Below are 13,740 nucleotides of genomic sequence, written 5' to 3'. Positions count from 1 at the left end.
GCGCATGGTCAGGCAATATGGACACCGATGGACAGCATGACGGAAGTGACCGAGCAGGCCCCGGATATCGAGCTGCCGCAAGAACGGCCGCCGGCACTGGAGGCCCTGCTGATGGGCGCCGTCGATACCGCCCGTAGCGCCGTCGAGGAACTCAGTGGCCCCGACAGCGTGGGCGAGTACCTCGGCGCGGTGTTCGACGATCAGACGGCGGCCACGCACCGCTTCCTGGCCGTGCTACCCGGTTACCAGGGCTGGCAGTGGGCCGTCGTGGTGGCCGGCTATCCGGGCACCGACCATGTGACCATCAGTGAAGCAGTGCTGGTCCCCGGCCCCACGGCGCTGCTGGCGCCGCAGTGGGTGCCCTGGGATCAGCGTGTCCAGCCGGGTGACCTCGGCCCCGGCGACCTGCTCGCCACCCCGCCCGACGACCCGCGCCTGGTGCCGGGCTACATGTCCAGTGGCGATCCCGAACTCGACGAGTTGGCCGGTGAGGTCGGACTCGGCCGCCGCCGGGTGCTCAGCCTGGAAGGCCGCCTCGACGCCGCCGAGCGCTGGCATGACGGTGAGTTCGGACCGGCGTCGGCGATGGCTCGCGCCACCCGCCGGACGTGCCGCGAATGTGGTTTCTACGTCCCGCTGTCCGGATCTCTGGGCACGCTGTTCGGGGTCTGCTGCAACGAGTTGTCCGCCGACGGGCGCGTCGTGGAGTGCGAATACGGCTGCGGCGCCCATTCGGACACCCCGGTGCCCGCGGGCACCGGTTCGCCGCTCTACGTGCCGTATGACGACGGCGTGCTCGACCTGAACACCTAGCCAGGCGCGTTCGGCGGCGGCCTGATCGATGGGCCTAGGCGCCTTCGGCAGCGGCCTTGAGCCGACTCAGCGTCTCGTTCATCCCCTCGACGAGTTCGTTCTCGAAGCTGGGCACCCCGCCCATCACGGCGTTCACCGTGACCGTGGAGAACTTCTTGATGCCGTTGGGTGCGCGGCGGCTTTCCACGACCCGGGTGCCGCCGTCGATCGGCTCGAGCTCGTAGCTCCATTCGGTGCCGTTCGCATCGACGCGGAAGGCCAGCTTGCGCTCCGGCTCGACCACGGTGATGGTGCTGCTGGTCGGCCAGACCAGCAGGCGGCGCCGGTTGAAGTTCACCGTCTTGGCGCCGACGCGCAGTGGGCCGAACATCTTCATCGCCCGGGTCTGCGGGCTCCACTGCGGCATCTTCTTCAGGTCCGAGATCAGCGCCCACACCGTGGCCGGCGGAGCGGCGATGTCGATCTGCGCCTGCAGTAGCGGGGCTCCCATTGTTCTCCTCGAGTTGTCAGGTCAGACCCTGCTGGGCACCACGGTCACCGCGACGGGCGGAGCGACGCTGCAGCAGGAAGATGGAGGTGCCGAGCAGGCCGACGCCCAGCCCGGCAATCGTGATCGGCCGCCACTCGTGCAGGCCGGGAACGGTGAAGGCCAGCGCCACGGCGATCAGCCAGCCGAGGGCGAGCACGATGATCACCGGTGCCGGTTCGAGCAACCGCGCGGGCAGCGCAGGCGGCTCGGGCGGCGGATTCGCGGTCATCGCATGTCAACCTAGCCGATGCCCGCTGGGTATTGTTCGGACCTGTGACTGACGACGTAGATGCCCGGTTACCGAGCGATCTGTCGTTGGCCGTGGTGCGGCTGGCACGTCAGCTCCGATTCCGTCGGCCCGATTCGCCGGTGTCGCTCACGCAGTTGTCGGCGCTGGCCACGGTGTTCAAGGAGGGCCCGATGACCCCCGGCGCGCTGGCCGCCCGCGAGCGGGTCCGCCCCCCGTCGATGACCCGGGTGATCGCCTCGCTGGTGGATCTCGGGTTCGTCGACCGGTCCGCGCACCCCGACGACGGCCGGCAGGTGCTGGTCTCGGTGTCCGCGGCCGGCGTCGATCTCATCGAGGCCGAGCGCCGGGCCAGCCGGGAATGGCTGACCCAGCGACTGGCCGCGTTGACCGCTGCGGAGCGGGCCACGCTGCTGGCCGCCGCGGACCTGATGCTGGCCATCGTGGATGAAGGCGCCTGAACTGGCGCACATAGTCGATATCGAGGATCCCGCCGATCCGCGCCTCGATGATTTCCGCGACCTCAACAGCGTCGACCGCCGCCCCGACCTGCCGAGCGGCAAGGGACTGGTGATCGCCGAGGGTGTGCTGGTGGTGCAGCGCATGCTGGCCTCCCGATTCCGCCCGCGCGCACTGCTGGGCACCGATCGCAGGCTGGGGGAGCTGACCGAGGACCTGACCGGTGTCGACGTCCCGTTCTACCGGGCAACCGCGGAGGTGATGGCCGCCGCGGTGGGGTTTCACCTCAACCGCGGTGTGCTGGCCGCCGCGCCACGGCCGGGCGAGCTGACCGTCGACGAGGTGATCGGGGATGCGCGCACCGTGGCGGTGCTCGAGGGCGTCAACGACCACGAGAACCTGGGCTCGATCTTCCGCAACGCCGCCGGACTGGGCGTCGACGGTGTGCTCTTCGGTGCCGGATGTGCGGACCCGCTGTACCGCCGGGCGGTGCGGGTCTCGATGGGGCATGCCCTGCTGGTGCCCTACGCGTGGGCAGCGTCCTGGCCGGAAGATCTGGAGGTGTTGCGCACCAAAGGCTTCCGGGTACTGGCGATGACACCGAATCCCGCCGCGCCGACGCTGGCATCGGCGATGACCGACCTGGCGGGGGACAAGGTGGCGATGATGGTCGGCGCCGAGGGGCCGGGCCTCAAGGAGCACACCATGCGCTCCGCCGATGTGCGGGTGCGCATCCCGATGGCGCGGGGCACCGATTCACTGAACGTCGCCACCGCCGCCGCGCTGGCCTTCTATGAGCGCGCTAGGTTGGACCCGTGACCGAAGCCGAGACTCCCTGGGGCACCGGCCTGACGGTGGCGGCCTTCGTGGCCGCGGTGGTGGGCGTGGCGATCGTGGTCCTGAGCCGCGGGTTGATCAGCATCCATCCGCTGCTGGCGGTGGGCCTCAATCTGGTCGCCGTCGGAGGTTTGGCGCCCACGGTGTGGGGCTGGCGCCGCAAGCCGGTCTTGCGGTGGTTCGTGTTGGGATCCGCGGTCGGGGTGGCGGTCGGCTGGATTGTCGCGCTGGCCCTCGCTTTCTCTTAATCGATCAGCGCCGCAGCAAGTTTCGAGCGCCACGCGACGATGTCATCCGCGCCGACGATGCGCAGCACCACCTGATCGGCGCCGGCCGCGTGGTACTCGGCAACGCGTTCGGCGATGCGCTGCGGTTCACCCCAGGCGGTGATGCCATCGAGCAGCCGGTCGCTCACCTGATCGATATCGGTTTCGGTGAACCCCTGGCGCAACAGGTTTCGGCGGTAGCCGCCGGGCTTCCACGCCAGGAACTCCAGCGGGCCGGCTGCCGCGCGGCGCGCATCGTCGCGGTCGCTCAGCGGAATCACCATCTGCAGCACCGCCAGGGTGCGGTCCGCACCGAGTTGGTTTCTGGCCTGCGCCACATACTCGGGTGTCACCAAATAGGGGTACGCGCCTCCGGCACGTTCGCGCGCCAGCGCCAGCATGTTCGGCCCGAGCGCGGCCAGCACCCCGGCGCGGATGCCGGCCGCGTCCAGTTCGTCGAGGTACCCGGTGATGGTCTGCAGTGGCCGCGGGCCATGCGCGCCACCAATTCCCGCCACGAACCGGCCGGGTCCCAGGTCGGCGTGCAGCGCGATGACGTCGGCGGCCGGCACCCGCGACACCGAGATGATCCCTGTGGCCACCGGGATGGTGGTGGTGGCCCGCACCGCCGCCGCGACCATCGGCAGATCGCCGGAACGCCACAGGGTGGCGTATCCGAGGTCTTGGGCGTGGCGTGCTTCCTCGGTGACGACGTCTGCATCGTCGGTGTAGGGATTGCTGCTGGCCAGCCCGATCGCACTCATGGATCAGACCGTAAAACCTCAAGCGTTCTTCAGGTCAAGCCCTTTCAGTGCTGGCGGGAGGTCGCCGTGGTGCAGCACGCCGAGGCGCTGCGTGGCGCGGGTCAGGGCCACGTAGAGTTCGGCCGCTCCGCGTGGACCGTCGGCGATGATCCGCTCCGGTGCCACCACCAGGACGGCGTCGAACTCCAGGCCCTTGGTCAGCGCGGCCGGCACCGTGCCGGGCACCCCGGGCGGCCCGATCACCACGCTGGTGCCCTCGCGGGCAGCCTCGTCTTCGACGAATTCCTTGATGGCCATCTCAAGTTCGTCTTCGCTCACCTTCTTCGACCACGGCTGCACACCGCATGAGCGCACCGATTCCGGTGGCTGAATGCCCGGCGCGAACTCGGACAGCACCGCGGCGGCGACGGCCATGATCTCCGCCGGGGTGCGGTAGTTCACCGTCAGCGGCCGATAGGCCCAGCGCTTTTTCACATGCGGGGCAAGCATGGCGTCCCAGGACCGCGCACCCGCTTCGGAACGACGTTGCGCCAGGTCGCCGACGATGGTGAAGGACCGGGCCGGGCAGCGCCGCATCAGCACCCGCCAGTCCATCTCGGAGAGCTCCTGGGCTTCGTCGACCACCACGTGGCGGTAGGTCCAATCCCGGTCCGCGGCAGCACGTTCGGCCAGTTCGCGGTTGTCCTGTTCGATAAACCTGTCGGCCAGTTCCTCGGCGCCGATCAGGTCGGCGGCGATCAGATGGTCCTCGTCGTCCATCAGGTCCTCGCGGGCCACCATCAGGTCCAGCACGCCGGCGGCGTACGCCGCCTCCTCCTGGCGTTCCTTCTCCGCGGCCGCATCGGGTTTGATTCCGCCCAGCAGATCCACCAGCTCGTCGAGCAGTGGGACATCCGACACCGTCCAGGCCCGCCCGTCCTGTCGCCACAACGACTCATCGGCACCAGCGGCCGCGAGCCGTCCGGGGGACTCGTAGAGCGCCCCCAGCAGCGATTCCGGTGTCAGCTCCGGCCACAGCTCGTCCAGCGCGGCCTTGAACGCGTCGTGATCTTCGAGCTCGTCGAGCAGTTCGGCGCGTAGGTGCTCCCAGGCCTGCTTGTCGTCACGGGTCAACCAGCCCTTGCCGATTCGTGCGATCGCGCGTTCGGTGAGCACCCAGGTGATCACGTCGGTGAACACCGCCCGGGCGTCGTTGTGCGGCAGACCCGCCTCGCGCGCCTCCTGGATGGCCCAGGCCGCGGCCTCGGCGTTGATCTCGACCGTGACGTCGGCCAGCTTGATGGGCAGCGGCTCCTCGGGGGTGCGCTGACGGTCGGCGACGGCGGCTTTGAGGACCTCGAGCATTTTCAACGAACCTTTGGCCCGCGCGGCATCCGGGGTGTCCTCGGCAGTGGTGTGCAGCCCGGGGACCAGATCGCCGGTGGTCATGAAGACCACATTGGTCTCGCCGAGCGAGGGCAGCACCCGGCCGACATGGTTGAGGAACGCCGGGCTGGGCCCGATGACCAGCACCCCGTGCCGCTCCATTCGTTCGCGCTGGGTGTACAGCAGGTAGGCGACGCGGTGCAGCGCGACCACCGTCTTTCCGGTGCCCGGACCGCCCTCGATGACGAGCACCCCGGATTGATCGAGCCGGATGATCTCGTCCTGCTCGGCCTGAATCGTCGCGACGATATCGCTCATGCCCTCGGTGCGCGGCGCGTTGACTGCCGCCAGCAGGGCCGCGTCACTGGACCCGTCCGGTTCATCGGGTCCTGGGCGGCCCAGTACCTCGTCGGTGAAATCGAGGACTTTGCGCCCGCGGGTGTGGAACTGGCGCCGGCGCCGCATGTTCTCCGGGCTGGCGGCGGTGGCCACGTAGAACGCCCGAGCCGCGGGTGCCCGCCAGTCCAGCAGCAGTGGCTCGTAGTCGTTCTCGTTGTCGAACAGCCCGATCCGCCCGATGTAGGACCGCTCACCCTCGATGCTCTCAAGTTGGCCGAAGCACAATCCGCTGTCGGCCACGTCGAGCCTGCTGACCTCTTTGCCCAGCGCGCGCACGTCGGCGTCGCGGCTCACCAGGGTGGAACCGTCCTGCTTGTCGATATCGCCCTTGAGTGCCGCGGAGTAGCGGTCCTTGGCGCGCGCCCGTTCGGCGTCCAGCCGGTCATACAGCGCGGCCACGTATTCGCGCTCGGCCTCTAGTTCCGCCTGATAGTCCTGAGTTGTCATGTGCCCCTTGTTATTTCGTACGGTATGTATCATGCTCCCAGCAGCGTCCCTGCGGCCATTGCCGCCCCGTCGGTGCGAATGACGCCGGCCACGGCGATCGCTCTGTTTCGGGTCTCGGGGGTCAGTACCAGCCTAAGCGCCTCCGTGAGTGAGTTGACGGTCGGCGTCGGGTCGGGATGCGCCACCCCGATGCCGAGGTCGGCGACCCGGCCTGCCCAGTAGGGCTGATCGACGATCTGCGGAATCACCACCTGGGGGGCGCCGGCCCGCGCCGCCACCGTCGTGGTGCCCGCACCGCCGTGATGCACCACCGCGGTCACCCGCGGGAACAGCGCCTGCTGGTTGACCTCGCCGATGACGAGACAGTCCGGGGCGGACGCGGTCAGGCCGGCCCAGCCGCTGCCGATCAGCACCCGCCGGCCGTGCGTCCGGATCGCCTCGATGGCCACCTCGGCGGCCCGCTCGGGGGCCGTCACACTGCCGAAGCCGACGTAGACGGGCGGCGGACCGGCATCGAGGAAGGCCTCCAGATCGGGTGCCAGCGGGCGCTCATCGGGCACGATCCAGGCGCCGGTCTGTACGACGTCGTAACCGGGATGCTCGTGCAGCGGGCTCAGCACCGGATCGGACGCCAGCCACGGGGTGTGGGTGAACGTGTGGTCGCGGACGTTGTCAACCGGTGCCAGGCCCCTCGCTTCTCGGTGTTCGTTCAGCGCCGGCCCGTAGAGCGCGTTGACCTTCTCGGCGTCCAGATCCCACAGCACCTGGTTGTCGGTCTCGTCCCCGGGCAACGGTGTACCCGGTCGCGGCAGCGGGCGGTAGTCCGGAGACGGCAGCACCTGTGGGGTGAACATCACGCACCGGTAGGGCAGGTCGAGCAGTTCGGCGACCGAGCGCATCCCGGCGGGCATCAAACCGGTCGCGACGATGGTGTCACACGTTCGTGCTGGTTCGAGCGTCCCGAACTGGGTGGCCACCAAAGCGGCGGCGAGCGCCGGAGCGTCCTTGTGTGTGGCCTTCTGGACGTGCACCAGCTCGCGCACCGACGGGCCGGTCGGCACCATCGGGACGCCCGCTGCCGTGAGCAGTTCGGTGAAGTCCGGCGGTGCGCAGACCAGGGCTTCCGCACCCTGGTTCTGTAGTTCGAGCGCCAGCGCCAGCAGCGGCTCGATGTCCCCGCGTGAACCGAATGTGTAGAGCAGAAATCGCATGGTGTAGCCCCCCTGATGTGGTGAATTGCCTTTCAGGCGAGCGATTTTCCGGCATCACCCGGGTCTTGCCGCAAGCCCGGGGGTGCGCTATAAATTGAGAGTGGGAAGGCGAGGGCCTTCCCTTTTTTGTGCCCGGTTGTTGGTTCCCGCCTCGTGTCGCTGCGGTCCGCGAGGGCGGCACAGTTATCCACAGGTCGCGAAAACTACCTTCGACTTGCGTCGGGGGCGCGAGTAGTATAGAACACATGTTCGAAGTCTTGGATCGTGGCGCACTCGCGGAGCTGAGCGATGAGGCGCTCATCTGCGCGGTCACCACCATGACCCAGGCTGAGGCCAGGGCGGCTGCGGCTCGGTTGGCGTTGATCGGCGAAGTGGTGGCCCGCCAGTGTGATGACGAGGATGACACGGTTGCCCACCAGGTCATCGATGGCTGGGCGTGGACCCAAGCCGCGGTCGCCGCGGCCTGCAACCTCAACCCCTATGCCGCCTCCAAGCAGATGCGTATCGCCCAAGCCCTGCGCGACCGGCTACCCCGCACCGCCGCCCTGTTCGCCACCGGAGTCATCTCGGCGACGGTGATCGATGCGATCACTTGGCGCACGCATTTGGTCGTCGACGAGGATGCGCTGGTGTTGATCGACACCGCCATTTCCGGTGAGGCGGGCGAGTATGGGGCGCATTCGGAGAAGCAACTGATCGGGGCGGTGGATCTGTGGGTGGAGAAATTTGACCCCGAAGCCGTGGTGCGCTCCCGGCGGGCCGCCAAGGATCTCTATGTGGAGTTCGATGACAAGGATGACCCGAACGGGGTGGCCTCGTTCTGGGGGCGGCTGCGTATTACCGACAAGAAGATCCTCGAACAGCGCCTCAACGACCTGGCCGACACCGTCTGCCCAGGTGATCCGCGTCGCCGCGGGGAGCTGCGTGCCGCGGCCCTGGCTGCACTGGGGGTGGTCGGTCCGGCGCTGGAGCGCTTGGCCTGTGAGTGCGGGGATGCCGGCTGTGCGGGCAGCGGGAAGGATCCGCGCGCCGGCGCGATCACCATCTATGCGCTCACCGACCAGGTGCCGGCCGCGGGTGAGGACAGCCCGCCGCAGAGCACGCCCGGCGCTGCGGGCACCCCGGACTCCGAGCCCGCCGCACCGCAACCCCCTGAGACTGCGGGGACTGAGCCGGCCGCACCGGAACACGAGCCGCAGACACCGGCCGCGGAGTCCAAACCCGCTGGACCATCCGAGCCCGCCGCGCCGGCTGCCAGCACCGAGTCTTCCGAGTCCGCGGCCACCGCCCAGCCTGCCAAGCCTGCGGCGTGCAATCCCAGCCCCGGGGTGATGCTCGATGGCGCCATCATCCCCGCCGCCATGCTGGCCGAGCTGGTCGCCGGCGGCGCCACCATCAAACCCCTCGCCGAGATCGCCGATCTCCCCGCCGAACCCCGATACCGGCCGTCGGCCGCGCTGACCGCGTTCGTCCGGATGCGTTCGATGACCTGCAGCTTCCCCGGTTGCAACCGGGCCGCGCACCGCTGCGACCTTGATCATCTGACCCCGTGGCCGGCGGGAGCCACGCATCCCGGCAACTTGGCGCCGCTATGCCGTCTGCATCATTTGGTCAAGACTTTCGGTGGTTGGGAACCGGCAGCGAAACCCGACGGCCGAATCCAGTGGAGCGCACCCACCGGGCACAGCTACCAGAAAGCCCCCGGAGCGGCAATTCTGTTCCCGCACTGGAACATTGACACACCCATCCCGCGAAAACGCGCGATCAGCCTCATCGACGACACCGACCGCGACACCACCGCGCCCCGTCGAAAAGCGATGCCGACCCGACAACGCACCCGCGCCCAAGACCGGGCCCAGCGCATCAACACCGAACGCGCACGCAACCAACTCGAACGCGCCCTCGAACGCGCCGACAACGACAGCGACCCACCACCCTTCTGAGGGCGATGGGCCGGCTGCTCGTGACAGTTGTCGGTCAGCGCTGGTTGCCGGACCGCACGCCCAGCAGGACGTCTTCCCACGCGGGGACAGACGGCTTGGCCTTGCGGGCACGGCGCTTCGGCGCGGTCGGCGCTGGCTCGTCGTCCACCTCGGTTTCGGTGCCGGCGGCAGCCGGAGCGGACTGCGGTGCGGGGGCCGGCGCGGGCGGAGCGGACTGCGGTGCAGGGGGAGTAACAGGGGCAGCGGCGGCCACGGGCGCGGGGGCCTGTGGGGGCAGCACCACCTGAGACGGGTGTACCGGGGCCGGGGACGGGCGCACCGGGGCGTGCACCGCAACCGGAGCCACTTCGAAGTCGAGTTGGGCGACGGCTGCCACCGGGCGCAACGGTCGGGCGAAGCTCGGGTCGATCAGCTCCGCTGCACTGTCATCGAACGCCACCACCGTGCCGCCGTGGGAACCGGGCGTGAAGCGGAAATGGGCCTGCAGATCGGACTTGCCGGCCTTCCAGGCCAGCTGCACCGTCCAACGCCCGTCCTCATTGCGCCAGGCATCCCAGTTCGTGGCGTTCGGGTCCAGGCCGCGGGAGACCAGTGCGGTGGTGATGGTCTCGAGCAGTGTCAGCACCGACGGACCGTCGGCCAGCACCGGGTGTGCCGCGGTGGCCAGTTCGGCCGCTCGCGAGCGCTCCAGCAGTACCGGGTTGGCAAACCGTCGGATCCGGTCGATGTCCTCACCGGCCAGCGCGGCGACCTGCTCCACGGAAGCACCCGCGCGGATGCGGGACTGGATTTCCTTGGGACGCAAGCCTGGGCTCACCTCGACCTCGATCTCGGTTTGATTGGAGGTGGCCTTGTCGCCGCGCACGGCGGCCCGCAGACGGTTGTCGACACGAATGGCGAAATTGTCACCGGAGTCGGGGGCCTCGCAGATGAGCCGCTTGCCGTCCACGTCGAGCCCGACGACCTTGAGTTCCCGCATAGTGCACCTCCATCGCGCACCCTACTTTGTTATCCGCCCGTTACCGCGCAGACACGCAGATTGCTGGAGGCACCGTGCTCAGATTCTCTCCACAACCCAATCCACGCACGCCGTCAGCGCACTGACATCCTCGGGATCGACCGCCGGGAACATCGCGACCCGCAGCTGGTTGCGGCCCAACTTCCGGTACGGCTCGGTATCGACGATGCCGTTGGCCCGAAGCGCCTTGGCGACCGCCGCGGCATCCACCGAATCGGCGAAATCGATGGTGCCGACAACCTGGGACCGCAGCTTCGGATCGGTCACGAACGGCGTTGCGAACGAGGAGGTCTCGGCCCACGAGTACAGCCGCGCCGACGAATCCGCCGTGCGCTTCACGGCCCAGTCCAGCCCACCGTTGGCCAGCATCCAGTCGATCTGCTCGGCCATCAGAATCAAGGTGCCGATCGCCGGGGTGTTGTAGGTCTGGTTCTTCAGGCTGTTCTCGACCGCGATGGGCAGCGAGAGGAAGTCGGGCACCCAGCGATCGGTGGCCGCGATGGCGTCGATGCGGGCCAGCGCCGCCGGGGAGAGCGCCGCGAACCACAGGCCGCCGTCGCTGGCGAAGTTCTTCTGCGGTGCGAAGTAGTAGGCGTCGGTGTCGCGGATGTCGACCGGCAGACCGCCGGCCGCGGAGGTGGCGTCGATGAGCACCAGCGCGTCACCGGGCGGGCGCTGCACCGGCACCGCGACGCCGGTGGACGTCTCGTTGTGAGCCCACGCGACGACGTCGACCGACGGATCCGAAACGGGTTCGGGGGCGCTGCCGGCGTCGGCCTTCACGATGATCGGATCGCCGACGAACGGGTTCTTCGCCACGCAGGACGCGAACTTGGCGCTGAACTCTCCGTAGGTCAGGTGCAGTGACTTCTTGTCGACGAGCCCGAACGCGGCGGCATCCCAGAATGCGGTCGATCCGCCGTTGCCCAGGATCACCTCGTAGCCGTCGGGCAGCGCGAACAGCTGGCGCAATCCGTCGCGCACCCGGCCGACCAGGTTCTTCACCGGTGCCTGCCGGTGCGAGGTGCCGAACAGTTCGCCCGCGGCGGCCAGAGCCGCCAGCTGCTCGGGGCGCACCTTGGAGGGTCCGCAGCCGAAGCGGCCGTCTTTGGGCTTGATATCGGCGGGGATCGTCAGTTCGGCCATGACCACCAGATTATCGGCCGAGCCGATGTCATCCGGCCTGGGGCACCACGTACGTCGGCTGGTACGGGTTCTGCCCACTCTCGATCGCCAGCGCCCGCAGATACGCCTCCACATTGGGGTAGCCGGCGATCTCGGCCTGTTTCTGCAGCGCGACCTGTCGGGCCAGTTCGGTCTGGGCCTGAGCGGTGACCTTGTCGGCCTCGGCCTTGGCCCGCGCGGCATTCGCATCGGCGACACCCTTGGCCTCGGCCGCGCGCGCATCGGCAATGGCCTTCTGCTCGGCGATGATGGCGTCCTTGAGGCCCTCGTCCACCGGGTCGGGTTTCATGACAGTCACCTGGAAGTTGGTGAAGAATTCCCGGCCGTCGGTGCGGGCCCGCGACGCGCCGGGCAGCGCGTCGCGCAGGGCGTTCTGGAACTCGATGCGCACCTTCTCGTCATTCCAGATTTCGCGCCAGGTGTATTTCTGCGCGACGCTGATCAGCACCTGCTCGGCCGGCTGGCCGATCACGTAGCGCAGCAGGTTCACCCAGCCGGTGGTGACCAGGCCGTCGTTGTCGAGCCAGCCCTGGTACTTGGTGCCGAAATCGCGATGGAAGTCCATCAACATGCCGCAGTCGCTGGTCAGATCGAAGGTGATGACCACCGGGACCCGCAACTCGGCGGGTGCGGTGGCGTTGGACACCACGATGGTCGGTTCCGCTTCGGAGTCGGGGCTGCCGGTCGCGTCCCAGCTGATCTGCCGCGACGGGTAGCGGTAGGCCTTGAAGCCGCCCGGCGGGTTGAACGCCGACGTCTCCGGCTCGATGCAGCCGTCGACCTTGGGATCGGCGGGGATCAGGAAATAGTCATCGACCTTGATCGCGGTCTGACCTGGGCCTATCTGGGTGGCACAGCTGGAGAGGATCACCCCACCGATCACGGCGGCGATAATCCCGAGTCCGATCAGGACGAACTTCCGCTTCCCGCCGCCGGTCTTGTTGACGGTGGCGCCTGCGCCGAACCGATTCTTGATGTTCATGGCTTCCCGCCTCCCAGCTGTCAGCTGTGACGTCGCCGACAGTGACGGCCAGATCTTAGCCAGATAGATGCCACTTTTGCCGCCCGAGCGGCGTTATCACATGATCTGCATCACATGTGACCTGGATAACGCCGGTGGCCCACACCTGAGAAAACGCCCTGGTTAGAATCTGGTACCGCGGGTACTGTTCCTAGACAGCAAGCAACCGAATGTAAATTTCACGTTAGGCATGGAGGCCCCCGAATGGCTGTCAAAGAAGCCAGGACACGCACGATCCGTCGGTGGCGCAAGAACATGGACGTCAGCGACGACACTGAGTACGTCGACATGCTGACCACCCTCTCGGAGGGGTCGGTGCGCCGGAACTTCAATCCGTATACGGATATCGACTGGGATTCGCCGGAGTTCGCCGTGATCCCCGACGACGAGCGCTGGATTCTGCCCGCGACCGATCCGATCGGTAAGCACGCCTGGTACCAGAGTCAGCCGGTGGAGCGCCAGATCGAGATCGGTATGTGGCGCCAGGCCAACGTCGCCAAGGTCGGCCTGCACTTCGAGAACATCCTGATCCGCGGGCTCATGGAGTACTCGTTCTGGGTGCCCAACGGCTCACCGGAGTACCGGTACTGCCTGCACGAGGCAGTCGAGGAGTGCAACCACACCCTGATGTTCCAGGAGATGGTGAACCACATCGGCGCCGACGTGCCGGGGATGCCAAAGCTGCTCAAGTGGATTCAGCCGACGATCCCGCTGGTCGCCGGACCGGCGCCGATTCCGTTCTGGTTCGGCATCCTCGCGGGCGAAGAGCCCATCGACCACACGCAGAAGAACGTGCTCCGCGAGGGAAAGGCGCTGCACCCGATCATGGAGCGCGTGATGGCGATCCACGTCGCCGAGGAAGCCCGGCACATCTCGTTTGCCCACGAGTACCTGCGCAAGCGTGTTCCGCATCTGTCCAGGGCGAAGCGGTTCTGGCTGTCGCTCTATGTGCCTGTCGTGATGCGCGTGCTGTGTTCGGCCATCATCGTTCCGCCGCGGGCGTTCTGGAAGAAATTCGACATTCCGCGTTCGGTGCGCAAGGAGATCTTTTTCCGATCGCCGGAGTCGCGCCAGATGCTGCGTGACATGTTCGGTGATGTACGGATGCTGGCCACCGACTCCGGACTGATGAACCCGCTGGCCAAGCTGGTGTGGAAGATGTGCCGCATCGACGGCGCACCCAGCCGCTACCGCAGCGAGCCCCAGCGCGAGCACCTGGTCTCGGTCGCGTCCTAG

At 68.0% G+C, this 13,740-nt stretch carries 14 protein-coding genes; 6 read left to right on the top strand and 8 right to left on the bottom strand.

The window, feature by feature from the left end:
* Positions 1–27: 27 nt before the first annotated feature.
* Positions 28–813: a DUF3027 domain-containing protein gene (locus C6A86_RS24015; protein WP_396834192.1), complete on the top strand. Its 786-nt coding sequence runs from the start codon at positions 28–30 to the stop codon at positions 811–813.
* Between the two features lie 34 nt (positions 814–847).
* Here C6A86_RS24015 and C6A86_RS24010 read toward each other — a convergent pair whose 3' ends face one another.
* Together C6A86_RS24010 and C6A86_RS24005 are read right to left on the bottom strand one after the other, a co-directional pair.
* Positions 848–1,303, bottom strand: a complete 456-nt coding sequence (locus C6A86_RS24010; RefSeq protein WP_105362102.1) for an SRPBCC family protein — start codon at positions 1,301–1,303, stop codon at positions 848–850.
* A gap of 16 nt (positions 1,304–1,319) precedes the next feature.
* Positions 1,320–1,571 (bottom strand): DUF2530 domain-containing protein, encoded by a 252-nt coding sequence (locus C6A86_RS24005; RefSeq protein WP_105362101.1) that lies wholly within the window; start codon positions 1,569–1,571, stop codon positions 1,320–1,322.
* A gap of 44 nt (positions 1,572–1,615) precedes the next feature.
* On the opposite strand from C6A86_RS24005, the gene C6A86_RS24000 reads away from it, so the two are divergent.
* Genes C6A86_RS24000 through C6A86_RS23990 form a run of 3 tightly spaced genes read left to right on the top strand, consistent with a single transcriptional unit; the run spans position 1,616 to position 3,133 of the window.
* Positions 1,616–2,050 carry a MarR family transcriptional regulator gene (locus C6A86_RS24000; RefSeq protein ID WP_105362100.1) on the top strand — a complete coding sequence of 145 codons (435 nt, stop codon included), beginning with the start codon at positions 1,616–1,618 and terminating at the stop codon, positions 2,048–2,050.
* Positions 2,037–2,867 (top strand): RNA methyltransferase, encoded by an 831-nt coding sequence (locus C6A86_RS23995; RefSeq protein ID WP_105362099.1) that lies wholly within the window; start codon positions 2,037–2,039, stop codon positions 2,865–2,867. Before C6A86_RS24000 ends, C6A86_RS23995 begins: the two co-directional genes overlap by 14 nt.
* A complete protein-coding gene (locus C6A86_RS23990; protein WP_105362098.1) occupies positions 2,864–3,133 on the top strand; it encodes a DUF2537 domain-containing protein in 270 nt (89 codons plus the stop codon). Before C6A86_RS23995 ends, C6A86_RS23990 begins: the two co-directional genes overlap by 4 nt.
* Here C6A86_RS23990 and C6A86_RS23985 read toward each other — a convergent pair.
* The 3 genes from C6A86_RS23985 to C6A86_RS23975 are packed head-to-tail and all read right to left on the bottom strand — an operon-like array spanning position 3,130 to position 7,337.
* The gene (locus tag C6A86_RS23985) at positions 3,130–3,915 is read right to left on the bottom strand and encodes a TIGR03620 family F420-dependent LLM class oxidoreductase (RefSeq protein WP_105362097.1); all 786 of its coding nucleotides are present in this window, start codon (positions 3,913–3,915) and stop codon (positions 3,130–3,132) included. The two genes, C6A86_RS23990 and C6A86_RS23985, sit on opposite strands and share 4 nt — an antisense overlap.
* A gap of 18 nt (positions 3,916–3,933) precedes the next feature.
* Positions 3,934–6,126: an RNA polymerase recycling motor ATPase HelR gene (gene helR, locus C6A86_RS23980; RefSeq protein ID WP_311100898.1), complete on the bottom strand. Its 2,193-nt coding sequence runs from the start codon at positions 6,124–6,126 to the stop codon at positions 3,934–3,936.
* A gap of 29 nt (positions 6,127–6,155) precedes the next feature.
* Positions 6,156–7,337: a glycosyltransferase gene (locus tag C6A86_RS23975; RefSeq protein ID WP_105364627.1), complete on the bottom strand. Its 1,182-nt coding sequence runs from the start codon at positions 7,335–7,337 to the stop codon at positions 6,156–6,158.
* Positions 7,338–7,582: 245 nt separating this feature from the next.
* Here C6A86_RS23975 and C6A86_RS23970 point away from each other — a divergent pair, with 245 nt between their 5' ends.
* Entirely contained in the window at positions 7,583–9,280 is a 1,698-nt protein-coding gene (locus C6A86_RS23970) for an HNH endonuclease signature motif containing protein (RefSeq protein ID WP_105364626.1), read from the top strand.
* Positions 9,281–9,314: 34 nt separating this feature from the next.
* Here the strand turns inward: C6A86_RS23970 and sepH are convergent, their stop codons facing one another.
* From sepH to C6A86_RS23955, 3 genes are all read right to left on the bottom strand, one after another.
* Positions 9,315–10,259, bottom strand: a complete 945-nt coding sequence (gene sepH, locus C6A86_RS23965) for a septation protein SepH (protein WP_105364625.1) — start codon at positions 10,257–10,259, stop codon at positions 9,315–9,317.
* 78 nt (positions 10,260–10,337) lie between these two features.
* Positions 10,338–11,444, bottom strand: a complete 1,107-nt coding sequence (serC, locus tag C6A86_RS23960; RefSeq protein WP_105364631.1) for a phosphoserine transaminase — start codon at positions 11,442–11,444, stop codon at positions 10,338–10,340.
* 28 nt (positions 11,445–11,472) lie between these two features.
* On the bottom strand, positions 11,473–12,465 hold the full coding sequence (locus C6A86_RS23955; RefSeq protein ID WP_105364624.1) for an SPFH domain-containing protein: 993 nt from the start codon (positions 12,463–12,465) through the stop codon (positions 11,473–11,475).
* A 243-nt stretch (positions 12,466–12,708) separates the two neighbouring features.
* Between C6A86_RS23955 and C6A86_RS23950 the strand changes: the two genes are divergently transcribed.
* Positions 12,709–13,740, top strand: a complete 1,032-nt coding sequence (locus C6A86_RS23950) for a diiron oxygenase (protein ID WP_105364623.1) — start codon at positions 12,709–12,711, stop codon at positions 13,738–13,740.

Source organism: Mycobacterium sp. ITM-2016-00316, from assembly GCF_002968335.2.
Classification (GTDB): domain Bacteria; phylum Actinomycetota; class Actinomycetes; order Mycobacteriales; family Mycobacteriaceae; genus Mycobacterium.
This window is presented reverse-complemented; position numbering and strand designations above follow the sequence as displayed.

Excerpts from the sequence above, each read along its gene's own strand:
- C6A86_RS24015 (WP_396834192.1), top strand. The coding sequence starts at position 28 with ATGGACAGCATGACGGAAGTGACCGAGCAGGCCCCGGATATCGAGCTG.
- C6A86_RS24010 (WP_105362102.1), bottom strand. The coding sequence starts at position 1,303 with ATGGGAGCCCCGCTACTGCAGGCGCAGATCGACATCGCCGCTCCGCCG.
- C6A86_RS24005 (WP_105362101.1), bottom strand. The coding sequence starts at position 1,571 with ATGACCGCGAATCCGCCGCCCGAGCCGCCTGCGCTGCCCGCGCGGTTG.
- C6A86_RS23995 (WP_105362099.1), top strand. The coding sequence starts at position 2,037 with ATGAAGGCGCCTGAACTGGCGCACATAGTCGATATCGAGGATCCCGCC.
- C6A86_RS23985 (WP_105362097.1), bottom strand. The coding sequence starts at position 3,915 with ATGAGTGCGATCGGGCTGGCCAGCAGCAATCCCTACACCGACGATGCA.
- helR (WP_311100898.1), bottom strand. The coding sequence starts at position 6,126 with ATGACAACTCAGGACTATCAGGCGGAACTAGAGGCCGAGCGCGAATAC.
- C6A86_RS23975 (WP_105364627.1), bottom strand. The coding sequence starts at position 7,337 with ATGCGATTTCTGCTCTACACATTCGGTTCACGCGGGGACATCGAGCCG.
- C6A86_RS23970 (WP_105364626.1), top strand. The coding sequence starts at position 7,583 with ATGTTCGAAGTCTTGGATCGTGGCGCACTCGCGGAGCTGAGCGATGAG.
- sepH (WP_105364625.1), bottom strand. The coding sequence starts at position 10,259 with ATGCGGGAACTCAAGGTCGTCGGGCTCGACGTGGACGGCAAGCGGCTC.
- serC (WP_105364631.1), bottom strand. The coding sequence starts at position 11,444 with ATGGCCGAACTGACGATCCCCGCCGATATCAAGCCCAAAGACGGCCGC.
- C6A86_RS23955 (WP_105364624.1), bottom strand. The coding sequence starts at position 12,465 with ATGAACATCAAGAATCGGTTCGGCGCAGGCGCCACCGTCAACAAGACC.
- C6A86_RS23950 (WP_105364623.1), top strand. The coding sequence starts at position 12,709 with ATGGCTGTCAAAGAAGCCAGGACACGCACGATCCGTCGGTGGCGCAAG.